Below are 26,833 nucleotides of genomic sequence, written 5' to 3' on the forward strand. Positions count from 1 at the left end.
CTAATTTTGGCTGTTAAGCAAATTTCTTTGTACATGTTCAAACAGTTGCAATAGAATCAATTGTATTTCGATATATTTATTTTTAAATTTTTGTGAATCTTTTCATATTATTCTATCGTTGAGGCTATTACTAAAAATTGATAAAAATCACTTTTTAGTTGGAGCACCATCCAAATATTCAACCAGTATCCTTTTATTTAATACAATTTTTAGTTTGGTTAAAGAAGCGAATAAATTAAGGATTATATCCAAATGCTATAAGATACTCGAATCAGAAGAGAGAGATCTTGATGCAATATTTAATGAAATTGTATTACTTCTCCCTGAAGCATGGGAGAAGGAGGATTTTATTTCTGCGAGGATTAAATATTCTAATTCCGAATTTTATACTCCAAACTTTCTTGCTTCCGCATTCCAGCATTCCGCAGAATTTCTTACCACTAGGGGTTTTCACGGATACATAGAAGTGGCTTTGGTAGAATCAGCAATTTCTAAAGGGGAAGTTTACTTTGAGGAGGAGTTAGACTTTTTGAATATAATTGCAAATACTGTATGCTCATTTCTGAACAGAAGATATGAAAAAGAAGACTACAGAAAGGTCTTAGCCTATCATACCGCGACTATTAATAACACAATTTTTCTTATCTGGTCAGTAGACAAAGATCATAAATTAACATATTTCAATAAACCCTTTGAAGATATCGTATTAAAAAGGTATGGTGTTTTACCCAAAAGAGGAGCACTCATCACTGAAAATATTGAGAGCCAAACAGAAGTAATCAACAGATGGACGGAAAATTATGATAGGGCACTAAAAGGTGAAGCCTTCAAAGTGCAGATTGCTATTGGAGATGAGCATATTGAATACTCAATAAACCCAATTGTAGAAGATGGTGCAATTATAGGTGTTACCATTTTTGGTGAAGATATCTCGGAAAGAGTTCGACTTGAACAAGAGATGCTTTTTATAACAAAGCGTCTGGCTGAAACTCGATTAATGGCGCTTCGATCCTCTATGAATCCTCATTTTATTTTCAATGTTCTGAACTCCATTCAATATTATATTCTCCAGAAAGACCCTAAAAAAGCTGTTATATACCTATCGAAGTTTTCAAAATTGATGCGTCAGGTGCTTGACAGTTCTGTACAAAACAAAGGATTGCTTTCCCGAGTGATAGAAATGACTCAGCTTTATATTGAACTTGAATCTTTGAGGTTAGAAAATAAATTTGAGTACCTTGTTCAAGTGGATTCACATTTAGAAATTGATACCATAGAACTTCCATCCTTATTAGTTCAACCTTATCTTGAAAATGCCATTATTCACGGATTAGCTAAGAAGGAGGAGAAAGGGATGCTTAAGGTTTCTTTCAAACAGGAGGATAATGATATGCTGCTGGTTGAAGTGGAAGATAATGGTATTGGGAGAAAAGCTGCTGAAGTACAAAGATTTTTAGACTCTACTGAACATAAATCCTTAGGAGTTAAGCTAACAGAAGAGAGGCTAAGGATTCATAACGGTGAAAATGAAAAAACAGTTGATATAATTGATCTGTCTGATAACTGTATCCCTTCAGGTACATTAGTTAGGATCTGGATAAAAATTTAAATGAATTAAAAATTAACCTTTATGTTTGGAGCTATTATAGTTGATGATGAATTAAAAAGCCGTGAAAGCTTAAAAAGTTTATTAACTACCTTTTGCGAAGACATAGAAGTTTTGGCTACCTGTAAGAATGTGGAAGAAGGACTTGAGGCAATAAACAGATTTAAGCCAGAGGTTGTTTTTCTTGACATACAGATGAAAGGAGAAACAAGCTTTGATTTGCTTGCGCAATTAAGCACTATAGATTTTGATATCATTTTTACAACTGCCCATTCAGAGTATGCCATAAAGGCAATTAAGTTTTCTGCACTTGATTATTTACTCAAGCCCATTGATATAGATGAGCTACAGAATGCTGTTTCCAAGATTAAAAGCAAGAAAAATGACAATGCATTAGAACGCATTCATCTGTTATTACAAAATATGAAAACCGGTACTCCGGAGAAGTATAACTTAGCCATACCAACACAAAAGGGTTTAATATTTATTAAAGTAAATGAAATTCTTTATTTCCAGGCATCAGGTAATTATACTGAAATTTTCATGACAGACGGACAGAAATATATTACCAGCAGACATTTAAAGGAGTACGATACATATTTGTCAGAGCAATGTTTCTATCGGATCCATCACTCTTATCTTATAAATATTAACTTTATTAAAGAGTATGTAAGAGGTGATGGAGGGTATGTTATAATGAATGATGGCACATCATTAGACGTGTCTAAAAGGAAGAAAGACGCTTTTCTTGAAAGAATTGGATATAAAGTGTGATCCACTTTATATGAATGATTTTATTTTTTCTTAGAGCTAATTTTTGGCCATTTTTTAATTATTTCGTCCACTTACTCAGTCATTTTGGACAATCGCTCACTTATGTTATTCTTAACCAAGGCTTCTCCTAATTTTACCTTCGTTCCTTAGTACTCAATATTTAGGAATCCGAATTAATTTTTGAAATCAGGAAGACTATATTGCCAATTAAGATAATGAGAGATTTTTCATATAAGAATGTAAAGTTTATCCTATTCCTATCTGCAAGCGTGGTATTTGCTGGATTTTTAATACTTCAAATATCTTCATGCATTTACTTTTATCAGGTGAATATCTACTATTCAGCGTTTTCAACTGTATTATGCCTTGGGGGCGTTTGGTGCTGTTTTCTATTGCCGATATTAGCTAAAAGGTTTAAAGAGATGGAAAACAATTTATATGAAAATAGGGAAAAGTATAATTCAATCATTGCGTCTTCCAATGCAGGTGCGTGGGAATATGATTCAGAATCTCTGCATTTATGGTGTAGTCCTGAATATTTCATTATGCTCGGATATGATGTTAATGATTTAAAGAATGAAAAATTTAACATTCAAAATGTATGGATAGACTTATTACACCCGGATGATAAGAATGTTGCTACAAAAAGGTTCACAGAATATTTACAAGGCGGTTCTATTGGTATATACGAAAATTATTTTCGCTTGAAACATAAAAATGGCCAATGGATATGGATATGGTCAAGAGGTCAGACATTAAGAAAGCCAGACGGATCAATGAGCAGTATCACTCTTGGGGTACATATAGATATAACTGAAAAGAAAAATCTTGAGACTAAATTATTGCGGAATAATGATAAGCTTTTAAAATATGCTCATTTAAATGCGCATGAAGTTCGTGGACCCGTCGCAAGACTTTTGGGTTTGGTAGAACTAACAAAATTAACGACTGATGTAGACTATTCCTGGATTTTTGAAAAGGTACAAGATCAGGCCAAAGATATTGATAAGGTCCTTAAAACTATCAGTAAAGAACTTAATGATTTAGAGGAATAGCGGCAAAGTTTTGATAATGCAGTATTCTATTTATAACACCTGATTTGCCATCAGGTAATTTTTTTATTAGTATCCTTTGATATAAGATTAATAATTGTTTTATAATCTCTTCCACTTATTTATTCAAATCCGCCACTTATTTCCTTCCCTTTTCCTCAGTTTAATCCATTCCGTAAGATTGCTCAAGAAACTACAACAAGAACTCTTATGAAATACTTTTCGTCTCTCAAACTTTTAAAAAAACAACAATGGGAGGAACTTCAGAATAAGGTTGTGAACCTTGAAGAAGAGATTTCCTCTGCTACAACATTTATCAAAGCAATAGAAAATGGGAATCTTGACGACAATGGAATTAAGGAAGTAGATCTTAGCTCTTTAACCGGCTCCTTAGTGTCGATGCGAAATAAAATGAAAGTATTGGCTCAGGAAGAAAAGGAAAGAAATTGGGTTACTGAAGGACTAGCCAGATTTTCAGAAATACTACGCTCTAATAATAAAGATTTGGATGGTCTTTCCAATCAAATTATTTCTGAGCTCATAAAGTATATGGGTGCGAATCAAGGTGGTTTATATCTCATAAATAACAATGATGAATCAGACGTGCATATTGAACTTATTGCCTGCTATGCTTATAATAAGAGAAAATATCTTCATCAGAGAATTGAATTGGGAGAAGGATTGCTTGGTCAGGCAGCATTAGAGAAAGAAACAACCTACATGACTGATGTTCCTCAAAGTTATGTCCGAATTACTTCAGGATTGGGCGAGGCCTTGCCTAAAAATATTATTATTGTTCCGTTGAAGATTGATGAAGAAGTTTATGGGCTAGTTGAGCTGGCTTCATTTCAAACTATAAAAAAACATCAGGTTCAGTTTCTTGAGAAATTAAGTGAAAGCCTTGCTTCTACTATCGCCTCTGTAAGAACATCAGTGCAGACCCAAATGCTGTTAAGAGAATCTCAGATGCAAGCGGAACAGTTGCGCTCTCAGGAAGAAGAAATGAGACAGAATATGGAAGAGCTATCTTCCACACAAGAAGCAATGACACGCAACCAACAGGAAGTTCTTGAACAAAGTAATAAGTTAAATGCAATCCTGGACTCAACAGTAGACGCTATTATTACCATTGATGATAGTGGAAGAATTGAAACTGTGAATAGAAGTTTTTCCAATTTGTTCGGCTACACTAATGAAGAAGTAATCGGAATGAATATCAATATGATTGTTCCATCACCACATCATGAGAAACATGATCAGTACATAAAAAATTACATGAGCACTGGTCAAGCCAATATAATCGGAAAGACTCGTCAAATGGAAGCAAGGAGGAAAGATGGCAGTTTGTTTAGTGTGGAACTATCAGTGAATGTGGCAGAACTAGGAACCCGTAAAATATTTACCGGAATCCTGCGTGACATTACAGAGCGGTCAAAGGCCGAAGAAGAAAGGCAAAATTTTTTAAGAGAAGTACAAAAGAACGAAAAAGAAATTAACGAGTTACTTAATGTATCTACCGATTCAATAGTTGTTCTTGATAAAAGATATAAAGTACTTCGATTCAATCGTGTATATGCAAATGCTTTCAGCAGTCTTAAGATAGAAAAGGGCTTTGATATATTCACAATGTTTGGTACTGAGGAGGAACGAAAACAAAAGAAGGAAATATACGATCAGACTTTTGCAGGCAATATGATAGAATCGCTAGATCATATCAGCATTGGTGAATATGATAATTACTTTAAGGTAACTCATGCGCCTATTTTAGATAATGAAGGAAAAGTTTCTTCCATCGCCATTTTTGCTAGCGATATCACAGAGCTACATAAAGCAAAAGAAAAGGCCGAGCAGATAGCAGAGGAGGCTCAACAACAAGCCGAAGAATTAAGAGCACAGGAAGAGGAAATAAGACAAAATCTGGAAGAGCTTAGCGCTACCCAAGAAGAAATGGAACGGATATTAAGCGATGCTAGAAAGAGTGAAAAGGAGATAAATGAATTACTTAATGTATCAACAGACTCAATAGTAGTTCTTGATAAAAATTACAAGGTTCTTAGATTCAACCGTGTATATGCTAGTGCTTTCAGTGATCTTAAAATAGAGAATGGCTTTGATATTTTTGAGATGTTTGCGACAGATGAAGAAAGAAAGCATAAGAAGAAAATATATACTCAAGCCTTTGCCGGCAAGTTGGTTGAATCTGTAGATCATATTAATATTGGAGAATACGACAACTACTTTAAAGTGACACATGCGCCTATTGTGGACAATGAAGGAAAAGTTTCTTCTATTGCCATTTTTGCAAGTGATATTACGGAGCTGCATAATGCAAAAGAAAAGGCAGAAGAGATAGCTGAAAGAGCTCAGCAACAAACTGAAGAGTTAAGAGCGCAGGAAGAGGAAATAAGACAAAATATGGAAGAGCTTAGTGCCACTCAGGAAGAGCTTGAGCGCATTTTAAGCGATGTGAAAAAAAGTGAAAAAGAAATAAATGAGTTGCTTAACGTTTCTTCTGATTCAATACTTACACTTGATAAAGATTTTAATGTCCTTCGATTTAACACTGTTTTTGCCAATTCATTCAGCAGTCTTAACATACAAAAAGGGTACAACATTTTGAATATGTTTATTACTGAGGATGAAAAAGTTCAAAAGAAGAATATATATTCTGAGGCATTTACAGGCAAGGTTGTCGAGTCTGTAGATCATATTAATGTTGGTGAATTTGATAATTATTTCAAAGTAAAGCATGCCCCGCTTTTTGATGAGAATGGCAAAGTTACCTCCATTGCAATATACGCATCAGACATTACAGAATTATATAAAGCAAAAGAAAAGGCAGAACGTTTTGCCAGCAATGCTCAGAAACAAACGGAAGATTTAAAAGCTCAGGAAGAGGAACTACGTCAGAACCTTGAAGAGATGCACGCAATGCAAGAAGCTCTTAATAAGAAAAATGAAGAGATCGAAAAAATTCAGTCAGCAGAACGTGAACGTGCAGACTCGGTAATTCAATCGCAAAAAATTAATCTGCAAAATATTGTGGCTAAGTTTAAACAATTAGAATCTGATTATAAAAACAGAATTGCGGAATTAGAAAAAAAATCAAGTTCAAAAAAATAGTTTATTAAATCATATTAATATGGCAGTATATAAAGTTAAAAACCAAAATATACAAACGTCAGGTGATGGCCTTCAGGCATTCATTGAGGGCCTTGGGAGCCAAAGAGAAATGGGTATTGAAATACTCTCCAAATATGGCATTCACAATCCTCAATCTGGCCAATGGTATTCACTTGAAGGTTATCTGAAAGCTCTTGAGGAACTGGAAAAAATTATTGGAGGCACAGCGCTTTATTCGGTAGGTGAAAAAATTCCTAAAAATGCTATTTTCCCCCCAGAAGTTGATTCCATTGAAAAAGCTCTTTCTACACTAAATATCGGCTTCCACATGAATCATTCACTTGATGGAAAATCGATGATGTTTAACCCGGCCAATGGAACTTTCGAAGGTGGTATTGGAAATTACATCTATAAACAAATAAAAGAAGGTGAAGCAGAAATCACTGTAGACAATGCTTATCCTACATCATTTGATGAAGGATTAATCTTCGCAGTTGCACAACGTTTTAATACTGCTTCTTTTGTTAGTTTGGTTGATGATCAATCATCTCGTAGCAAAGGAGGAGAGAAGGATGTATACCGAATCCAATGGTTTTGATATGCGATTCTCTCAGATGAATCGGGAACATTAAGCGTCCCAAGGAAAGAAAAGGTTATGGAAACCAGTTTTATAAGGAGTAATTGATTATGAAAGAAACTATTTTTTCTTTGGAGGACTCTCATTTCAAATCAGGCTTCCTAGAGACTGTTATAAATTCATCTATTGTTTCATGCGCTGATACTATGGGTATAATTACCTATGTAAATCACAATTTTGAAAAGATAATTGGATATACGAAAGATGAGTTGATTGGAAAGTCTCATCATATCATAAAGTCTGACTATCATCCTCCTGAATTTTGGGAGAGCATGAAACAAACCATTAAAAGTGGAAATTCATGGAGAGGTGATGTCTGCAATCGCTCAAAGGATGGCTCTTTGTATTGGCTTGATTGTTTTATAAATCCTTATTTTAATGAGGATAGTGAGCTAAAAGGATACTTATGCATATGCAATGACATCAGTGTTTTAAAAAATTATGAAGAAAAATTAAAAAGAATAAAAGCAAATCATGAAGCGGCTGATGAAATAAAGCAGGAAGAGGAATTGATCTCGATAAATAAACGTTTGGTGGAGACCAGGATACTGGCCCTCAGCAATTTTATGAATCCTCATTTTATATTTAATGTCTTAACTGCTATTCAATATTATATTCTTCAAAATGACGCCAAAAATGCGGTGAAATATTTTTCTGTTTTTTCCAAACTGCTTCGTTCAACTATTGATAGCACTGTTTTTAATTATGAGAGCGTAAGTCAAACAATACGGATGGTTGAACAATATGTGCAGTTAGAATCTCTTCGTTTAGAAAATAGATTTACATTGGAAGTTTTTGTTGAGCCGGGCTTGGCTATTGAAGGTATAGAATTACCATCTTTATTGGTTCTGGCATTTGTTGAAAATGCAATAGTTCATGGTCTGTATAATAAGGAGGGAAATGGAATCATAAAACTTTCTTTTAAGCGTCATAACAAAAAGTTATTAATAGAAATAGAAGATGATGGTGTTGGAAGGAAAGTGGCAGCAGAAAGAAAGTGGTTAAATCACTCTATACATGCCTCCTCTGGAAGAGGCCTTACACAAGAAAGGCTTAAACTTCTCAAGCTGGAGAGAGAGATTACACTAGAGATAATTGATCTGGAAAATAATGGGATAGCAGCAGGAACTTTGGTTAAGCTTGGGATAAAGATATAGATTAATTCTTGATCCTTAACTTCTGGATTAATTAATGGCAGTTTGAGCTAGTACAATCCGATAGTTTGTTGCTCTAACTCCTGTGTTGCTATTTATTCGCTCTAAGAAGAATGATTGACGTCGCTGGTGTTTCCATGATTTCAATCAAGAAGTTCATCTGATTTATTGATAAAATTTCCTGAAAGAAAACTCGGGATGAAGCATTTCCCTTTCGTTTTTGCTTGTTTCTGATTGTGCTTCTCTAGCATAGACAAACATTTTTAGTTCATAATCATTTATGGCAGCTTCAATAGTTTCATAGTTCCCATTTATAAGGTTTTCGGATAGAATTAGCGCATCTAACAGACCGATATTGACACCCTGTCCTGCAAATGGAGGCATTATATGTGCGGCATCTCCAATTAATGTTATAGGCAATGGACGATTGGCTTTCCAGGGTTTATCTAAAGATATTTTTCTGGTTAATAATGGGGAAAAAGAAGATGTTGAATTGAACAATTGTTGGTAGCATTCTTTCCAATGAGAGAACCTGTTGGATAGGAATGAAATAATACTCTTCTTATCTTGAGAGTTTAATCCGTTTTCAAGTGGCCATTCTTGCGACATTTTAGAAATTATATTGTAGCCCAAGAGACCACCATTATTGGGGTTAGCGACAAGCAAATTACCTCTGTGTGATGTCATAAGTATGTTGTTATTGCAGAGCTCACTGAATTCCGGACAGTTTAATTCCGGGTCATATACAACACCTTGTAAAATAAGTGTACCTGTATACTCGATTACTGCATCCGTAACATATTTTCTTGCTACAGACATACCTCCATTTGCGCCGATAACAACGTCTGCAGTAGCATGTATGTTGTTTTCAAATTGTAATAACCATTTTCCGTTATGTGCTTCAAGGCCGGTAAACTTTCTATCCCAGACAACAGTATTACGTTCTAAGCTTTGGAGCAGAATTTTTCTTAAGTCATTTCTGTTTATTTCCGGATTGTCATATTGATCTTCGAGAGTGGGTTTTTTAGTGAATAATAAATTGCCTTGCTCATCGGCAACGGTTCTTCCCATGGGGATAGCCAATGAATAGTATTGTTCCAGCAATCCTGCTTTTTTCAGTGCATCTTGCCCTGAACCTTTATGTAGGTCAAGTGTACCTCCAGTTATTCTTGCTAATGGATCTTTGTCCCTTTCATAAACTGTTACATCAATTTCATTTTGTTGAAGTAATCTAGCCATTGTAAGACCTACTGGTCCAGCACCAATGATAGCTACTTTTTTATTCTTTAATAAATGATTGTTCATGTTCTGTAAGTTTAATTTTTAGTGTGGAATTAAATTTTTCTAGAATTTCATCAGTTCGTTTCTTTTACGAATTGCTTCCTCAGTTCTTGGAATAAAATTTTCTCTTACATTTGCTTCGGCTGTAGCTTGAACATCCTCGATAAGCGACCTTAGGTTTTTATTGTATTCTTGAAAAGCTAACTCAAAATTTCCATTGTGTTTTTGCAATGCATCTGCTAATGTTGATGCTCCGAACATTGATAAAGATGCCCCCATTCCTGCAGCTGGTGAAGCACAGTAACCTGAATCTCCCACTAATGCGACTCTGCCTTTGGTCCACGAAGGCATTTTTATCTGACAGAATTTATCAAAATAAAAATTTTGTGCACTCATTATTTCCCTAAGTAATTCCGGGGTTCTCCAATTCTGATTAGCAAACTGTTCTGAAATAATTTGTCTTTGCTGTTCAACATCACGATAATCATAAGGAATTTCTTTTTCCGAGAAGAAACAAAAAATTATATCAGTCTTGTTGTTGTATGCATTAAGAGTAATGGCCTTGTTAGGCACATTAAACATTTGCATTGTTTTTTCCTTTATCAGCAACTTGTTTACGATTGTAATAGAAAAATATCCTTCAAGAAAATGTGAATATTCTATTTCGTTTCCAAACCAAATTTTTCTTACACCTGAATGTATTCCATCGCATCCAAAGACCAAGTCAAATGCTCCATGTGAACCATTTTTAAAAGTTATTTTTATATCATCCTTTGTTTCATTTAATTCTGTAATACTATTATTAAAGATAAATTCGACTTCATTTTTTAACTCATCAAATAGAATGCTTATAAATTTATCCCGTTCAATTTCGATTTCATCATTTGTCAGTTCCGTCTCTTCACGCTTCAATAATATCGAACTTTCTGTGATATCATAAGCATTTTTAAATTCAATCATTTCAACATTGAGTCTGTTTGATTTCAATTGCTCAAAAACAGTCATGCGTTTAATGCTGTCTAAAGCATTCCCACGAAAATCAATTGCTGCACCATTAATTCGAGGGGCGTTTGCAATTTCAACGACAGTAACTTTGTAACCGATCTTATTCATCCAATAAGCGGTTGAAAGTCCGGCTATACTGGCGCCTGAAATAAGTACTTTTTTATCTTTAAGTGATTCCATTTTTTTTCTGATTTATTTGACAATCATTGAATGACTAGAATCACAAAATTCTCGAAAGTTCTTTAGGTAGGATTGTAAAAAAGCGACAAAAATATTCTCTAAAGGATGTTAAGCCTTTTTTGCTTTTCTTGCAAAAGCAGCTGGCGTAATGCCACTGAAGCGTTTGAATTCTTTGCTAAGGTGAGATTGATCAGTATAGCCGAGCTCATAAGCTAAACCTGCAAGGTTGGTATCTGGTTTGAGAAATAATTGATTTCTTACCTGCTCAAAGCGTATCAAAGCAGATACGTCTTTAATGGTATGACCAGATGACCTTTTGAAGTTTCTTTCGAGTGTACGAATTGTTGAGTGAGCAGCAGCAGCTATTTGACCTACTGGAATAGTTCCGGTCGCTTCTCTCATAGCCATTCCTGCCTTGATTAGCATACTGTCAGTATTAATTTTTGAATGAACATTCAAGAAATATTGCTTTACCTCTGTTAGCGCCTCTCTTATTTTACCAGCTAGAACCAAATGATCTAGGGTAGAATGAAGCTGAGCTATAGGATGTTCAAAGGTACGTACACTTTCTTTACTTGCTGGCAGTCCCAGCATATCGAACACTGCCCACGGAAAGCACTTGATCCCAATAATTTGCAAATGACCTTTGCCATGAAAATGAACTGGCTGTTCCAACAATCCTATAAGGAAAGGAGAAGGAAGTGGGAGCATAGTTCCATGATAAGAAATGCTGCAATCGCTTCCAAAGTGAAAAATAATTTCAGCATATCCATCCGGTAGAACCTCAAACCCCGAAGGTAATTTTTCGAAATCTATGCTGGTATACCAAAAGCCCTGTATGGCATCCTTTAGTTCTTTAGGCGGTTCAAATTCCTGATGCTGCATTCAGAAAGATAGTTTATTGGGATATTGGATACAAGTATGAAGAAGTAGAGTTATTATTTTCAGAACGTTTAAAAGTAGACATTAGTTTAGTCTTTATTTCATAAGACTAAAGGTGCAATGGGAGTAATTGAGATAAATCAAAAAGCATCAAAGAATTCTTTGATGCTACTTTTTTTACTTAAAGTTTGTTCCTAACAGATAAAAGACTAGAAAGCTTTTGTGACAGTAATTCACAGAACGAAAGCCGGACTAGTTTGATATTTTTACTATTTTAAAGAATTGATTGTTCACCTTCAAGTAATAGATCCCTGATGCCTGTTGAACTCCGATATTAGACGAAGAACTTGTGCCTGTTTCCACTGGTGTGCCGTTTAGATCATAGATAATATAAGTGGTCTTTTGAGGAATATCAATATTGAGAGCCTGGTTGAACGGATTAGGATAAACCATGGATTTGTTTAACTCATTCTTTTTATCTGTAAAATTAGTTAATACTCCGGTATTTGTAAATATAAAGGTTCCGCCTTCAATACAAGATGGCATTCCAACAGCTAATGTACGACCAAGTGAATCAAGGGTTACATAAGATCCAAATTTCTGTCCTAGTGTGTTGATTATACCGGAAGCAATTAATTTTTCCCCGACTTGTACCCAGTTATTCTCAGATAAAGCAAAGACCCATGTTGCTCCTATGCCATTGTCAGCTGGGCCTCCAATGGCTAATGTATTGCCATCTCCGGATAAATAAACAGAGGCTCCTTGAGCTGATTGGCCAATTGCACCTGTGCCTACCAGCTTATTGCCTGTCTGAACCCAGCCGTTATCAGATAATGTAAAGACCCAGGTTGCCCCAGCATTAGCATTGTCCCACATTCCGCCTACAGCCAGTTTTTTGCCATCTGCGGATAGGCTCACGCATCCTTGAAGAGATTTTCCCAAATGCCCGGATCCTACTAATTTATCCCCCATTGGAATCCAGCCTTGATCTGATAAATTATACATCCACACGGCTCCTATTCCATCATTATCAAAAGGTCCGCTTATGGCTAATGTTTTACCATCGGCTGATAAGCTAACAAATGACCCGAATTCTGTCCTACCAGTTGCTCCTGATGCAACAAGTTTATTTCCCATTTGCACCCAATCCTCTCCAGCTAGAGAATAGATCCAGACAGCACCGGAAGCATTATCGTCTTGAGTACCTCCAATCGCCAACGTTTTGCCATCAGATGACAAGCTTATCGCACATCCAAAAAATGCTCTTCCATTCATCCCTGAACCAACAAGCTTATTTCCCATTTGTACCCATTTACCTTCGAATAATTTATAGACCCAAACAGCACCAACACCATCATTATCAACAATTCCACCAACGGCCAAGGTTTTGCCATCAGAAGAGAGCATAACATTTCCTTGGTGGGGATAGCCGACAGAGCCTGATCCAATAAGTTTACCTCCCATTTGTATCCATTGGTTGTTTGACAGAGAATAAACACGAGCCGCCCCAATAGTACTATCACCGGGTGCTCCTACAGCTAATGTTTTGCCATCAGATGAAATACTGAGAGTTTGGCCTTGACAACCATTATCAGTTACTTCTGAGTCATTAAGTCTATTTCCCATTTGCACCCATTGGGCTTGGGTGGGCTGGAACATGATAGAAAATAAAATGAGGGTAATGTAGAAGGTTTTCATTGATGATTTATTGAAAAAAAATGTAACAAATAAGAAGCTTAACTGAGTAAAACAAAAAAGCCTCAGAGAAATCTCTGAGGCTTTACTTAGTAGCGGGAGCAGGACTCGAACCTGCGGCCTTTGGGTTATGAGCCCAACGAGCTACCAACTGCTCCATCCCGCGCTATATTTTTAATTTTCTTATCTACTTCTAAAAAGCCTTCTGCTTTTGTAATCAGGCAACTTTATATTAACCAGGAATCTCTCAGAATTGTTCAGGATTTTTTCTCCTTGTTTCTGTAATTCGGATGCAAATGTAATGCTTTATTTAATTAAATCAACTACCTTTGCATATCTTTTTCAATAAAATTTTAAAGATTTATTGAAAGATAAAGATAATCAACGGAATAAGCAATTTGTCTATATCGCAATTTTGCCGATAATTTAAATTCCCTTCCTTTTGTTGGAGAAAATCTGAGTAAAAAATGTCTGAAGCCAAATCTCATAAAGCCGGTTTTGTTAGCATCGTTGGAAAACCAAATGTAGGTAAGTCTACATTAATGAATGCATTGATTGGCGAACGCCTTTCAATCATCACTTCCAAAGCACAAACGACTCGTCACAGAATCATGGGAATTCTTAATGGTGACGACTTTCAGATTGTATATTCTGACACACCTGGAATCCTTAATCCTCAATATGAGCTACACAAGGCGATGATGGGCTTTGTAACAGGATCTTTGCAGGATGCGGATATAATTCTCTTTGTTACTGATATATACGAGAAAGAAGAAGAAGTTTTCGAGATCACTGAAAAGATCAAAAAAATGGGACTTCCTATTATTGTTATAGTGAATAAGGTTGATCAGATCAAGAGCCAGGAAGAGCTGAAAGAAAAACTGGCATATTGGGCTACCATCTTCCCTGCAAAAGAAGTATTACCTGTTTCTGCACTGGAGAAGTTTAACCTGGAATTATTATTCAATACAATACTGGAAAATCTTCCTGTACATCCTCCATATTATGGTAAGGATGAGCTTACTGACAGACCAGAAAGGTTCTTTGCTGCAGAAATTCTAAGAGAAAAAATCCTTTTAAATTATAAGAAAGAAGTCCCATACAGTTGTGAAGTAATCATCTCTGAGTTTAAGGAAAAAGAAGATCTTATCTCCATCAGAGCTGATATCCTTGTGGAAAGAGACAGCCAGAAAGGGATTATAATTGGCCATAAAGGAGCAGCTTTGAAAAAGACCGGCACACAGGCGAGAGAAGAGATGGAAAAGTTTTTTGCAAAGAAAGTTTTTCTTGAACAGCATGTAAAGGTAGAGCCAGAGTGGAGAACCAAAGCTGACAAGTTAAAAAGATTTGGATATTTGCAGTAAGCAGAAGTAATATTCGGAATAGTCCGGATCATAGTAGAGTATAAGTATTTAAGAATTATATAAAGAAGGCATGGCTAATATTATAGCAATTGTTGGAAGACCTAACGTGGGAAAATCCACATTATTTAACCGTCTCGTAGGCACCAGAACTGCGATCATGGATGACATGAGTGGAGTCACAAGAGACAGGCATTACGGATATGGAGAATGGACCGGGAAGTTTTTTACTGTCGTAGATACAGGTGGATATGTTGCAAATACAGATGATCTATTTGAAGAAGCAATAAAGGAACAAGTTGATGTGGCGTTAGAAGAGGCAACTGTAGTATTGTTTGTAGTTGATACCTTTGCAGGTCTTCATCCTCTTGATGAAGAGTTCGCGCATAAACTGAGAAGGGCTAAAAAGCCTGTATTCCTTGTTGCCAATAAAGCAGACACTCACGAAAGAGCAAACCTTTCGGGTGAGTTCTATGCACTTGGTGTTGGTGATGTATATCCGATAAGTTCTCAGAATGGATCCGGAACAGGAGAGTTGCTGGATGAGGTGGTGAAGCATTTTTCTAATGACGGTATTGAAAATCCTGATGAAGGAATACCAAAAATAGCAATTATAGGAAGACCTAATGTTGGAAAGTCCTCTTTCCTCAATGTACTGCTTGGGCGACAAAGAAGTATTGTAACAGATATCGCTGGAACAACAAGAGATGCTGTTGATGCTAAATATACTGCCTTCAATAAAGAATTCATTATTACAGATACTGCGGGGTTACGCAAAAAGGCAAGAGTAAAAGAAGACATTGAATTTTATTCTGTTTTAAGATCTATCAGAGCACTTGAGGCTTCTGATGTTTGTATCGTTATCATTGATGCCCAGAATGGACTGGAAACTCAGGATCTTAACATTATCGGTCTTGCCAACAGAAATCGTAAAGGGATTGTCCTTCTAGTCAATAAATGGGATTTAGTTGAGAAAGATACCAATACTGCTAAGAAATTTGAGGATCAGATCAGATCAGAGTTGGCTGGTATGGATTTTATTCCAATTATTTTTGTGTCTGTTTTAAATAAACAGAGGATCCATAAAGCAATAGAAACAGCAATTGACGTTTATGAAAGTAGAAGCAAGAAGGTTACAACTTCTGCTTTGAATGAAGCATTGCTGCCTGAGATTGACAGATATCCTCCACCTTCACTGAAGGGCAAGCATATCAAGATCAAATATATTACACAGTTGCCGACGCATTCTCCGACGTTTGCGTTTTTCTGCAACCTGCCACAGTACATAAAAGGCCCATACGCAAAGTTTCTGGAAAATAAATTGAGAGAGCACTTTGGATTTGAGGGTGTTCCTATTAATATAGTATTCAGAAAAAAATAATTTCACGACCTATGAAAAAGATTTTATTTGGAAGCTTATTTATTTTAGCCGTTGCGTTGATTTCTTCTTGCGAGGAAAAGTCCAAATCTGAAAAAGCACTTGATAAACTGAAAGAAAAATCCGAAGAAGCCGTCGAGAAAACCGGCGAAGCTGCTGAAGAGACAGCAGAAGAGGGAGAAAAGGCTGGAAAAAAGGCCAAAAAGAAGTTGAAAAAACTGTTAGAAGACTAGTTTATTGTGGAGGTGGGAACATATTTTTTTTTAAAAAAAATCCCATTTTTTCTTTTGCGATTTAAAAATATCTATATATTTGCATCTTAAATCTAAATTAAAAGTTTTAATTACTATGAGAAAATTATTTGCGTTATTATTCGTAGCTGGTACATTAGCATTCGCTTCTTGCTCTGAGAAAAAAGCTGAAGAGGCTGCAACTACTGAAACTGTTGACACTGCTGCTCACGTTGAGGAGGCTCCAGTTGCTCCAGTAGATACTACTGCTGCTGCTCCTGCTGACACTACTGCTGCTGCTCCTGCAGAAGCTCCAGCTGCTCACTAATTAGTGACCTCTGGTCAAAAGACATTAAAAAAAGCCCTGGTTAGACCGGGGCTTTTTTATTTGTATCAGTCAAAAGCTTTAGAATAATTTCAACACATCTTTTAAAGCTTTGTATTCTCGACGGAATTCTATTTTGATTTTTTGGTTTTTTTCCCTGCTTCGCTGCCTTTCTTTTCTTCCAATTTTACACTTCCAGAATCACTTTTTTCCGCAAGTTTTTTTAGCTCAAACAGTTCATCACGCAGACGAGCAGCTTCCATAAAGTCCATTTCTTTTGCTGCCTTCTCCATTTCCTTCTGTGTTCTTTGAATCATCTTCTCCAGTTCAGGTTTGCTCAGATATTGTAATACAGGATCTGCAGCAAGATCTTTATGCTCTTCCTGAACATAGTATGTTCTTGTCTCTTTTCTTGAGTCAGCCACCTTGGTTTGGCCGAGAATTTCCTCACGGCTTTTCAATACTGTTTTAGGAGTAATATTATGTTGTTTATTATACTCCATTTGTATTGCACGACGACGATTGGTTTCTTCGATGGAAATTCGCATTGAATCCGTGATCTTATCTGCATACATAATCACTTTACCATTCTCATTTCGCGCAGCTCTACCAATAGTTTGTATAAGCGATCTTTGATTTCTGAGGAATCCTTCCTTATCAGCATCCATAATAGCAACCAGAGAGACTTCAGGTAAATCCAAACCTTCTCTTAAAAGGTTAACTCCCACCAACACGTCAAACACGCCGAGACGCAATTCTCTCAATATCTCAACCCTGTCAAGTGTTTTTACTTCTGAATGGATATAACGACATTTGACATTTACCTTTGAAAGGAATTTAGTAAGCTCTTCAGCCATCCTTTTGGTCAGGGTGGTTACAAGCACTCTGTCATTCGCCTTTACGCGTTCATGTATTTCGTCCAGAAGATCATCTATCTGATTCCCGCTAGGCCTTACATCAATCAATGGGTCAAGCAATCCTGTCGGTCTGATGATCTGCTCTATTACCACTCCATCGCACTTCCTCAGTTCATAGTCAGCGGGTGTTGCACTGACATAAATGGTTTGAGCAGCCATATTTTCAAACTCATTAAAAGTAAGTGGCCGGTTATCAAGTGCAGAAGGCAGACGGAATCCATAATCGACAAGGTTCACCTTTCTGGAACGGTCTCCTCCCCACATAGCTCTAATTTGAGGAACTGTTACATGGCTTTCATCTATTACCATCAGAAAATCAGAAGGAAAATAATCGAGCAGGCAGAATGGTCTGTCGCCGGGGTTTCTCCTATCAAAATACCTGGAGTAATTTTCAATACCGGAACAATAGCCGATTTCCCTCATCATCTCCATATCAAACTCAGTACGCTCCTGAATTCTTTTGGCTTCCAAATGGCGTTGCTCGAATTCAAATAACTTTACCTGTTTGACCAGATCGTCCTGTATTTCCGATATAGCCAGTTTCAGTGCATCTTTACCGGTGACAAAAAGGTTTGCAGGGTACAGATTAAAGAACTTTTCATCATTCAATTTTTTGCCTGAGTATGGATCAATTCTCTGAATGGCTTCAATCTCGTCTCCCCAGAAAATAATTCTGTAAGCAAAGTCAGCATAGGCCGGAAAGACATCTACTGTGTCTCCCGTAACACGGAAAGTGCCACGTTTGAATTCTGCTGTGGTTCTGTTATAAAGAATCTCTACAAAAGAGTAGAGGAGCTTGTTTCTCGAGACTTTTTCTCCTTGTACTACTGTTACTATATTCTTCCCAAATTCCTCAGGATTTCCAATACCATATATACATGAGACTGATGCCACTACAATAATATCTCTTCGTCCGCTCATAAGTGCTGAGGTGGCGGCAAGCCTAAGCTTTTCAATCTCTTCGTTAATGGAGAGGTCTTTCTCTATGTATAAATTTGAAGAAGCGATATAGGCTTCAGGCTGGTAGTAATCATAGTAGCTAATGAAATATTCGACCAGATTGTCAGGAAAGAAATGCTTGAATTCACCATAAAGCTGAGCTGCCAGAGTTTTATTGTGGCTCAGGATCAGGGTAGGCTTCTGCACCTCCTGAATAACATTGGCTATTGTAAACGTTTTTCCTGAACCGGTAACGCCAAGCAAGGTCTGCGCTGGTTCACCTTTGTTGACTCCGTCTACGAGTTTGGATATGGCCCTGGGCTGATCGCCTGTTGGCTTATACTGTGATGTTATGTTAAACAATTGAGCTCCTTTTGTTTAGGTTATAAAAAACATTGTCACAACCTCGGTAACACAAGCGAGATGCTAACTGTTCCATATTTCCCAGGCTTTTTCGGCCTGGAGATGCAGCATTTCAAGTCCGTTTTTTGTCTTGGCTCCTTGTGTAGCGCCTTTTTTCATGAAAAGGGTTTCTTCGGGATTATAAACAAGGTCAAAAAGGTAATGTTTTTCTGTAAGAAATTCGTAAGGAATTGCCGGACAATCATCTACTTTAGGGTACATTCCAAGTGGAGATGTATTGATGATAAGTCTGTATTCTGCAAGCAAAGCGGCATTCACATCTTCATAGCTGAGCAGGTATTCGCTTCCGGATCTGGAGACCATTTTGAAAGGAATCGCCAGATCATCCAATGCCGCAATTACGGCTTTGGCCGCTCCACCTGTTCCAAGTATTAATGCTTTCAGAGATTTCGGGTCTTCGTTTCCAAGAAATTTTATAAGAGAGTTTCTAAACCCGTAATAATCGGAGTTATATCCTTTGAGCTTATTTCCATTAATTACTTTGATGACATTGACAGCCCCGATTTTTCTGGCAGCAGGATCCAATTCATCCAGCATAGGTATCACAGCCTCTTTGTGAGGAATTGTTACATTCAAACCCTTAAGCTGAGGTTGGGCTGAAATAACAGAGGGAAGCTCAGTGGCTTCCCTTATTTCAAATAATTCGTATCTGCAATTTTGTATTCCCTCTTTCTCAAACTTTTCACTGAAATAGCGCTTGGAAAAAGAGTGGGTAAGCGGAAACCCAATTAATCCGTATACATTCATTAAGCTACAGTTTTTTTGCTAAACTTGCTTTTTAAGTATTCAATAAGTGGAGGAGTGATGGATAAAAGAATTATTCCAAAGATTACTAGGGTAAAGTTCTTTTTAACAGTTGGAATATTTCCAAATAAATAACCAAGCAGGGTGAATCCTGCTACCCATAAAATGCCTCCAATAATATTATATGAAATGAATTTCTTGTAGTTCATGGTACCCACACCTGCTATAAATGGAGCAAAGGTTCTGATAATGGGCATAAAACGTGCAAAAATAATAGTCTTACCACCATGTTTTTCATAAAATTGCTGCGTTTTAACAAGATGTTCCTTTTTCAGGAAACGGTAATCTTTGCTAAAGACTTTCGGGCCTATAAAATTTCCAATGAAATAATTAAGTGTATCGCCAAGAAATGCAGCAATAAATAAAAGAAGAATTAACAATCCTAGATTCAGGCTGCCCAAAGCGGCAAAGGTTCCTGCTGCAAATAACAAAGAATCGCCTGGAAGAAAAGGCATTATCACCAGGCCAGTTTCCACAAAAATGATCAGAAATAAAATTAAATATGTCCAAAAACCATAATCAGTAATGATTTGGCTAAGGTGCTGATCCAGATGGAGGAATAGATCAATAAAGCCTTTTATTAAGTCAGTCATTTTTAAAGTTTATTTAGAAAATAATCAAATGTATCGCTTCTGAGTCCAAGGCGAAGTGTTTCTAAAGGAATAACTTCGTTTGGAGAAATATTTCCCAGATTTACATTTGAGCTCAGAAGTTTGATAAACCACACTTGCTGTTCTCTCTGAGGAGCTTCCCAGATTATTTTTTCAAAAGGAATTTTAGTTAAAATTTCTTCTACAAGGCCGGATCTAACTTCACCAGTAGAACGGAAAAGTCCAACATTTCCACCTTCTCTCGCTTCTCCGATAACTTTCCAAGCACCAGCATCAAGCTCTGCCTGCATCAGTTGAATCCACTTGTAAGGAGGAATAATTTTTTCAACGTCTTTGGATCCCACTTCAGACAATACTGTCACTTGCTGGGAAAGACGATTGATATACTGACATTTAAGATCGTGATTTAGTTCAATGCTTCCATCAGAAACTTCAGCAAAAGTCATTTGGTATTTATCCAGAATCCTGATATAATCTTCAAATTGATTTCTTACTACAAAGGCTTCGAAAAGAGTACCTCCAAAGTATACCGGTATGCCTGCAGATTTGTAGATGTCCAGTTTATCTTTAAGATTTGGGGTGACATAGGAAGTTGCCCAGCCCAGTTTAATGATGTCGATATAATTCCCTGCGACTTCAATCAAATCCTCCGTTTCCCTGATACTTAAACCTTTATCCATTACCATTGTAAAGCCGTATTCTCTCGGTTTTTTAGTCCTCTCAGGGATCTTGGAAAGCACAAAATTGTTATACATCTTCTTTTCTATACTGATCAATGATTTTATACAGCGCCTTCTGAGTTTCTAACTTTGGAAAAAACTCATAGAGGACGATATGTTTTTCAAAGTTCAAAATTAAACCATTTTCTAAATAATTAAAGGCTTCTTTGTAATTACCTGCATTAATTAAATAAGCGGCGGCTCTATAATACAGTAATGCTTCTTCTGGAATCTCTTCTATGCCGTTTTTAATCAGCTCTATAGCCTTCGGATTATCTCCTTGCTCGTAATGTATAAATGACCAGTTCAGCCAAAGCTCCGGATCGTCTGGACGCAAGAAGCAGGCTTCTTCGTAGGCTTCTAGGCAGGATACAATATTGCCTGTTTTGTATTCGGCTTTTGCGAGACCTGCCCAATAGTCAGGGTTCTCTCTTTCGAGTTTTATTGCTTTCTTAAAAAAATGGATGGCTTCATAAGATTTGTCCTGGCTATCCAGACATTTTCCTAAACCGTACCACGCCTCGCCACAAAAACAGTCAAGTTTTGCCGCTTTTCTGTAATATTCTATTGCCTGACCTGGTTTGTTAAGTTTTTCATAGCAAGTGGCAATACTTAAATAAGTTTCCGGATCCGGATCTTCCAGTTCAAGAGTTTTATTGTAGCACTCCAGTCCTCGTTCTGGTTGTTCCATTTGAACATAGCAATTGCCCATGTTAAACCATGCAGAGGCAAAGTTGTCATTTATAGCCAGGGAAAATTCGTAAGCATGAACTGCTTTCTCATAATTGGCTAGTTTGAAATAGACAATCCCCATGTTGTACCAGGCAAAATAAGAGTAGGGGTCCTGGTTAATAAATTTTTCATAAAAGGATAAGCTGTCTTCAAGTTTGCCGGTATGGTCCAGGCAGAATGCGAGATCATACAGAGCTTCCTCGTGTTGCTGGTTTTCCTCGATAGTTTTCCTGAAAAATTCAATGGCGATATCCATTTTACCCCATTCCTGATAGGCGAGCCCAAGACCATAATACATATCATCTTTTTCCTCAACTATATCCAGGGCATTCTGAAGCAGTTCAATAGCGTCTTGAAACCTTTCCTGCTGAATCAGAATATTGGCTTTCAGGAAAATTATTTCAGCATCGTTAGGCTGAAATAATTCGGCCTTTTCGACGTGCTCTAAAGCTTCGTTAAAATCCTGCTTTTTTGCCAGAAGTTCAGCTTTGGCAACAAGAAGTTCAACGGAAAAAGGAAATTGAGTAATCGCTATCTGGCAGGCAGACAGCGCTTTTTTGTATTTGCCGAATTCCGTATAGTGTTGAATAATGTATTCATAGGCGCTGATATCAAAAAAGATACTTTCGCCGTTTTTCAGCATCTCTTCAAACTTCCGAATCAGGTCTTTGCCCTGTTGGTTCTTTCTGAATTTCCTTTTCATTTAAGAGATAGAACTGAATTAATTACTAAATTATGTAAAATGCGCAAATAGCTGATTTTTAATGAAATTGGCCCAAATCTGTAAGGATTGCCATTTCTACAATTTAACAATTGAAATTTAAAGGAAGAAATAAGATTTGATTATTTTTCGACCTTTTGTAACAGTTGCTCGCAGGTCCAGGAAACAGTCTCTTCAAAGGGAATAAAGCTGTAATTGAGCAAATTCTTAATTTTTTCATTGCTGTAAATTACATCGCTTTTTGAAATACCGGCTGTTTCCTTAGTAATCAAAGGCTTTGATCCGGTTAGTTTATAGCGAAGATACTCAAATCTCCAGGCTATATTTCCTATGAATTTAGTTACCTTATACGGGGGTTTTCTCTTTCCGAATTTCTCCGCTACCATATCGAAGAAATGTTTGTAGGATGTAGTCCCGGCATTCAGAATAAATCTTTCTCCCGTAATATTTCTGCTATGCAGACAAATTACAATTTGAGTAACATCACGTACATCTATATAATTCATTTCCTTCTCAGAGTAAAACAAATTATTTTTCCAGACATACTTAAATAGTTGGCTACTCCCTGTGTTCCAGTCTCCGGGGCCTAATATAATGCTTGGATTTACAATAAACCCATTTAATCCTTCCTCAAATGCTCGCCATACCTCAAGTTCTGCCAGGTATTTGCTTTTGCCATAATTGCTGTTCATCGGGGAGTCTTCCCATACACTTGCTTCTGTGACCCGACTTTCATTTTTTGATCTTCCGATTGCAGCAATAGAGCTGATATGGATAAACTTTGAAATACCTTTGTTTAAAGCAGCATTTACAAGATTGGCAGTACCCTGTGCATTTATTTCAAAAAGCTGTTCTTTGTCTTGTGGTTGATAAGAAACAAGAGCTGCTGAATGAACAATGGTATCGACTCCTTCAATGATTTTTTCAAGTACTGTAATATCTGCAAGGTCTCCATCTTCCCAGATTATTTTCTGAGCATCTTCTCCAAGAAGCTGAAAAGAGCTTGATTCTCTTTTCATTGCTTTTACTTTGTGACCTGTTCTGATAAACTCTTTTGCCAGAAAGCTGCCCAACAGACCTGTAGCTCCGGTTATAAAAATCATAAGTAGTTGTTCAGGAGGTTGAGTTGAAGAGCCTTTTTATAATGCTTGGAAATACGTGCTTTTTTCATTGCATCTATGTGTCGTATCCCGTGGCAATCTGAGCCAAGCATGTCTACCATACAATTGTCAACCAGTTTGCCGGCAAATACCTGTGCAGCTTTTGAATAATAGCCACTCAAAGAGTTGATATTTACCTGATATAATACTCCTTTTTCGTAAATCTTCTTGAACAAAGAAAAATCAGAATAAAGGTAAGTATATCTTTCTGGGTGGGCCATTACGGGTTTGTAACCCAGACTTTTCATTAAGAAAAGGGCTTCGTCCAGAAAAGCAGATTCATTGATATAAGAAGTTTCGAAAAGAAGATAATTATTACCGAATGTAAGCAATTTTTCACCTGATCTTAATTTGGCCATAAACCACTCGTCAAGGTAATATTCAGCTGCAGCTTCTAGTTTTATGGATAGGTTGTTATCCTTGATAAGGCATTGAAGTACTTGAAGTTTTTCAGTGATAATTTCAGGAGTATTCCGGAAAAAATCGCCCATGATGTGAGGCGTAGCAATCAGCTTTTTGTAACCGAACTGTTCAAAAGCTTTGAGCAGTTCAAGGGAATCTTCAGGGGAATCAGCCCCATCATCTATACCAGGAAGTACATGAGAGTGCATGTCTACGAATAAAGACCCCTCTGCTATCTCTTCATCTTTTTTCTTAAAAAGGCCAAACATCATGCTTTAACTCCTGCAAGACTTTTTATTTTCGATATAATTGTTTCTTTCTCCGTCTCCCCTTCATAGTAGCCATATCCATAGCCATACCCATAGCCTCCGTATCCATATGTATTGATTGCTTTCAATGCATTCATCAGTACACAAAGTTTCGGAATGGTCTTCACAAGCTTATTGATGTTGCGTTTTGCGCTTTTCTTGGAATAGTCTGTACGTACTACATATAAAGGAATATCTGCCTTGCGGAGTATGAGTATACCATCAGTAACAAGACCGACAGGAGGTGTGTCAATTACTACTACATCATAGATTTCAAAAAGACGTTTGATTAAAAGATCAAACTCCTCTCTCAGTATCAATTCTGACGGGTTGGGAGGGGTTGGTCCTGCAGAAATAAAAGACAGGTTTGAGATACTTGTCGGCTGAATACATTCTTCAAGGGTATGTTTTCCAATAAGGACTGTACTCATACCTTTAAAGTTTTCCTTCTCAAAGGCAAGGTGTACCTTAGGTTTACGCATATCAAGATCCAGAAGGATTACCTTTTGGTTTGACAATGCAATGACCCCGCTGAGGTTTGATGCTACGAATGTTTTCCCTTCCCCACTAACTGTGGATGTTACTGCTATCAGTTTTTTCTTTTTGTTAGGACAAATGAATTCCAAGTTGGTTCGTATGGATCGCAAGGCTTCACTTATTGCTGATTTTGGGTTTTTATCAACAACGAGTTTGGATACTTCCATTTTTTCCTTGCTGTATTCGGGAATACCACCAAGCATGCTGGCATGCAAAGATCGCTCTAGCTCTTTCTGTGTAGAGATAGTATCGTTAAGTAGGTATCGGATCGCAATGAGAGAAATTCCAAGGAAGATACCAATTCCAAGTCCGCTTATGTATATGAATATTTTTTTTGGATAAATCGGATTAGGATTGTTCAATGCAGGGGAAAGTATAACAAAGTTAGGAATGGTACCCGCTTTGGCGATTCCGAATTCCGCTTCTTTTTCCATCAGGAGAAGGTAGAATTTCTCATAGATGGAATAAAAACGCTTAAGCCTTGTAAACTCAGTCTCTTTAGAAGGAAGGCTTAATACTTCCTGCTCCAGTTGCACCATTTTAGAATGGATTTCGCCTGATTGCTGATACAGGATTTTTTTGTTGATGTCTATCAGGTCTAGGACATTTTCCTTGATGCGCTCAATAGATTTGTTCTTGGTTTTTACAACAAGTGTATTTTCCCTTTGAGAATTAAGCAGTCTGTTTCTTTCTTCCTGCAGGGTATTGAGGCTGTTGATTGCCGCAGATAACTGCGGGTCTTCTACCTGCGTTAGAGCAGGGATAAAATTATTGATTTCTTTATCGCCAAGAATAAGTTCTTTTAATTCGCCAAGCATTGAAATCCTTGATTTCAGCACTTGCTTTTCTTTATCGAGTTCTTCTATCTTAATTCCGGTTTTACCAAAATCCTGTTTTACGTCAACAGTCCTGTTGTTTCGGACAAAAGCCTCTAGTTCTCTTTCTGCTTTTGCAAGATTTTCTTCCGTTTTAAGTAAAGATGCTTCGAGGAACTTGATAGTTTGCTCGTGTGACTTTGATTTGTTTTCAAGTGTTTGTTCCAGATAAACAGAATCAATTGTATTGACGATGTCTGTAGCCTTAAAGTAATTATGATTTTTATAAGAAAGCAGAATGGTATTTGCTTCCAGATTAAGAATGCTTACAGAAACATTTTCCATCAGGTTTTTGACCAGAGCTTCTTTACTGTTCATTGTAAAGAAATACTTTGCGCCGGTTTCTTTTGCAGACCAAAAATGAGTTGGATATAGTGTGAAAGTGTAATTTTCATTAGAGATCTTTTCTCCGAAATAGTGTTCGGATTTAATCTCTTCGTCATTGTTTTTATAGGAAAGAAGAAATTTGTCTTTATCCAGAAAGGTAACATCAAATTTGAAATCTAGGAAGCCCTGGTTTTTTATTTTTCCTATGACCTTAAATGGAGCGTTGTTGTATCGCTCTTCATAGAGGATATTTCCGTAAGCGAAATAGCTGACATTCATCTTCATTCTGTCAACTATTTTTTCATAAAGGAAGCGGGATTTAAGGAATTCAATTTCTCCGGAAATAGTGGAAAGTTTATTTCCCGGCATGTTTTCATCATTGAACTTATTGAGTCCGAGTACGCCGGCCTCACTTTTAAGGTCCAATTTCAGAATGGAAGAAGATTCATAAACAGGTTTGGTGTATCGTACATATAGGATTGCCCCTGTAATACTGAGCGTAATCAGCAGAATTACCCATGCAAGGCTTTTATTAGCTATTACAAGAAGTTTCGCAAAATCAAAATCGCCGAATACATCGTCTTGCTCCTCGCTATCATCTGCAAAGCTTATCCTATTGCCCGATCCATTTAAAGACCTTTTATCTTCGTCTTCCAATAAAGACATAATAATGAA

22 protein-coding genes and 1 tRNA gene are annotated in these 26,833 nt (G+C 36.9%); 10 read left to right on the plus strand and 13 right to left on the minus strand.

What is annotated here, in order from left to right; genetic code table 11:
• The first annotated feature begins 118 nt into the window (after window positions 1–118).
• The 6 genes from J7604_RS17125 (at window position 119) to J7604_RS17150 (ending at window position 8,349) form a co-directional block, all read left to right on the plus strand.
• On the plus strand, window positions 119–1,609 hold the full coding sequence (locus J7604_RS17125) for a histidine kinase (protein WP_293898089.1): 1,491 nt from the start codon (window positions 119–121) through the stop codon (window positions 1,607–1,609).
• A gap of 21 nt (window positions 1,610–1,630) precedes the next feature.
• On the plus strand, window positions 1,631–2,380 hold the full coding sequence (locus J7604_RS17130) for a LytTR family DNA-binding domain-containing protein (protein WP_293898092.1): 750 nt from the start codon (window positions 1,631–1,633) through the stop codon (window positions 2,378–2,380).
• A 215-nt stretch (window positions 2,381–2,595) separates the two neighbouring features.
• The gene (locus J7604_RS17135; protein WP_293898095.1) at window positions 2,596–3,435 is read left to right on the plus strand and encodes a PAS domain-containing protein; all 840 of its coding nucleotides are present in this window, start codon (window positions 2,596–2,598) and stop codon (window positions 3,433–3,435) included.
• 207 nt (window positions 3,436–3,642) lie between these two features.
• Window positions 3,643–6,555: a PAS domain S-box protein gene (locus J7604_RS17140; RefSeq protein WP_293898098.1), complete on the plus strand. Its 2,913-nt coding sequence runs from the start codon at window positions 3,643–3,645 to the stop codon at window positions 6,553–6,555.
• Between the two features lie 19 nt (window positions 6,556–6,574).
• On the plus strand, window positions 6,575–7,153 hold the full coding sequence (locus J7604_RS17145; RefSeq protein WP_293898101.1) for a hypothetical protein: 579 nt from the start codon (window positions 6,575–6,577) through the stop codon (window positions 7,151–7,153).
• Between the two features lie 89 nt (window positions 7,154–7,242).
• A complete protein-coding gene (locus tag J7604_RS17150; RefSeq protein ID WP_293898104.1) occupies window positions 7,243–8,349 on the plus strand; it encodes a PAS domain S-box protein in 1,107 nt (368 codons plus the stop codon).
• 162 nt (window positions 8,350–8,511) lie between these two features.
• On the opposite strand, the gene J7604_RS17155 is transcribed toward J7604_RS17150, so the two are convergent.
• From J7604_RS17155 to J7604_RS17175, 5 genes are all read right to left on the minus strand, one after another.
• Window positions 8,512–9,651, minus strand: coding sequence for an NAD(P)/FAD-dependent oxidoreductase (locus tag J7604_RS17155; RefSeq protein ID WP_293898107.1), 1,140 nt, complete (start codon window positions 9,649–9,651; stop codon window positions 8,512–8,514).
• A 39-nt stretch (window positions 9,652–9,690) separates the two neighbouring features.
• Window positions 9,691–10,812 (minus strand): FAD-dependent monooxygenase, encoded by a 1,122-nt coding sequence (locus J7604_RS17160; protein WP_293898110.1) that lies wholly within the window; start codon window positions 10,810–10,812, stop codon window positions 9,691–9,693.
• 108 nt (window positions 10,813–10,920) lie between these two features.
• Window positions 10,921–11,697, minus strand: a complete 777-nt coding sequence (locus J7604_RS17165; protein ID WP_293898113.1) for a helix-turn-helix domain-containing protein — start codon at window positions 11,695–11,697, stop codon at window positions 10,921–10,923.
• Window positions 11,698–11,946: 249 nt separating this feature from the next.
• The gene (locus tag J7604_RS17170; protein ID WP_293898116.1) at window positions 11,947–13,392 is read right to left on the minus strand and encodes a T9SS type A sorting domain-containing protein; all 1,446 of its coding nucleotides are present in this window, start codon (window positions 13,390–13,392) and stop codon (window positions 11,947–11,949) included.
• A 90-nt stretch (window positions 13,393–13,482) separates the two neighbouring features.
• Window positions 13,483–13,555: transfer RNA gene (locus J7604_RS17175), tRNA-Met, on the minus strand.
• 301 nt (window positions 13,556–13,856) lie between these two features.
• Between J7604_RS17175 and era the strand changes: the two genes are divergently transcribed.
• The 4 genes from era to J7604_RS17195 all read left to right on the plus strand — a co-directional run bounded on the left by era (window position 13,857) and on the right by J7604_RS17195 (window position 16,686).
• Entirely contained in the window at window positions 13,857–14,753 is an 897-nt protein-coding gene (era, locus tag J7604_RS17180) for a GTPase Era (RefSeq protein WP_293898119.1), read from the plus strand.
• A gap of 70 nt (window positions 14,754–14,823) precedes the next feature.
• Window positions 14,824–16,131: a ribosome biogenesis GTPase Der gene (gene der, locus J7604_RS17185; protein ID WP_293898122.1), complete on the plus strand. Its 1,308-nt coding sequence runs from the start codon at window positions 14,824–14,826 to the stop codon at window positions 16,129–16,131.
• Between the two features lie 11 nt (window positions 16,132–16,142).
• The gene (locus J7604_RS17190) at window positions 16,143–16,361 is read left to right on the plus strand and encodes a hypothetical protein (RefSeq protein ID WP_293898125.1); all 219 of its coding nucleotides are present in this window, start codon (window positions 16,143–16,145) and stop codon (window positions 16,359–16,361) included.
• 115 nt (window positions 16,362–16,476) lie between these two features.
• Window positions 16,477–16,686 carry a hypothetical protein gene (locus tag J7604_RS17195; protein WP_293898128.1) on the plus strand — a complete coding sequence of 70 codons (210 nt, stop codon included), beginning with the start codon at window positions 16,477–16,479 and terminating at the stop codon, window positions 16,684–16,686.
• 128 nt (window positions 16,687–16,814) lie between these two features.
• Here the strand turns inward: J7604_RS17195 and uvrB are convergent, their stop codons facing one another.
• The 8 genes from uvrB to J7604_RS17235 all read right to left on the minus strand — a co-directional run bounded on the left by uvrB (window position 16,815) and on the right by J7604_RS17235 (window position 26,824).
• Window positions 16,815–18,902 carry an excinuclease ABC subunit UvrB gene (gene uvrB / locus J7604_RS17200; protein ID WP_293898131.1) on the minus strand — a complete coding sequence of 696 codons (2,088 nt, stop codon included), beginning with the start codon at window positions 18,900–18,902 and terminating at the stop codon, window positions 16,815–16,817.
• Window positions 18,903–18,965: 63 nt separating this feature from the next.
• Window positions 18,966–19,709 (minus strand): shikimate dehydrogenase, encoded by a 744-nt coding sequence (locus J7604_RS17205; protein ID WP_293898134.1) that lies wholly within the window; start codon window positions 19,707–19,709, stop codon window positions 18,966–18,968.
• On the minus strand, window positions 19,709–20,359 hold the full coding sequence (locus J7604_RS17210; protein WP_293898137.1) for a DedA family protein: 651 nt from the start codon (window positions 20,357–20,359) through the stop codon (window positions 19,709–19,711). Before J7604_RS17210 ends, J7604_RS17205 begins: the two co-directional genes overlap by 1 nt.
• A gap of 2 nt (window positions 20,360–20,361) precedes the next feature.
• Window positions 20,362–21,132, minus strand: a complete 771-nt coding sequence (locus tag J7604_RS17215; protein WP_028980702.1) for a phosphosulfolactate synthase — start codon at window positions 21,130–21,132, stop codon at window positions 20,362–20,364.
• The gene (locus J7604_RS17220) at window positions 21,125–22,531 is read right to left on the minus strand and encodes a tetratricopeptide repeat protein (RefSeq protein WP_293898142.1); all 1,407 of its coding nucleotides are present in this window, start codon (window positions 22,529–22,531) and stop codon (window positions 21,125–21,127) included. Before J7604_RS17220 ends, J7604_RS17215 begins: the two co-directional genes overlap by 8 nt.
• 140 nt (window positions 22,532–22,671) lie before the next feature.
• Window positions 22,672–23,652, minus strand: a complete 981-nt coding sequence (locus J7604_RS17225; protein WP_293898145.1) for an SDR family NAD(P)-dependent oxidoreductase — start codon at window positions 23,650–23,652, stop codon at window positions 22,672–22,674.
• Window positions 23,649–24,383, minus strand: coding sequence for a tyrosine-protein phosphatase (locus J7604_RS17230; RefSeq protein WP_367113582.1), 735 nt, complete (start codon window positions 24,381–24,383; stop codon window positions 23,649–23,651). The genes J7604_RS17225 and J7604_RS17230 overlap by 4 nt, the downstream gene beginning before the upstream one ends.
• A complete protein-coding gene (locus J7604_RS17235; protein WP_293898148.1) occupies window positions 24,380–26,824 on the minus strand; it encodes a polysaccharide biosynthesis tyrosine autokinase in 2,445 nt (814 codons plus the stop codon). Before J7604_RS17235 ends, J7604_RS17230 begins: the two co-directional genes overlap by 4 nt.
• Window positions 26,825–26,833: the final 9 nt, after the last annotated feature.

The organism is Sporocytophaga sp. (assembly GCF_017745095.1).
Classification (GTDB): Bacteria; Bacteroidota; Bacteroidia; order Cytophagales; family Cytophagaceae; genus Sporocytophaga.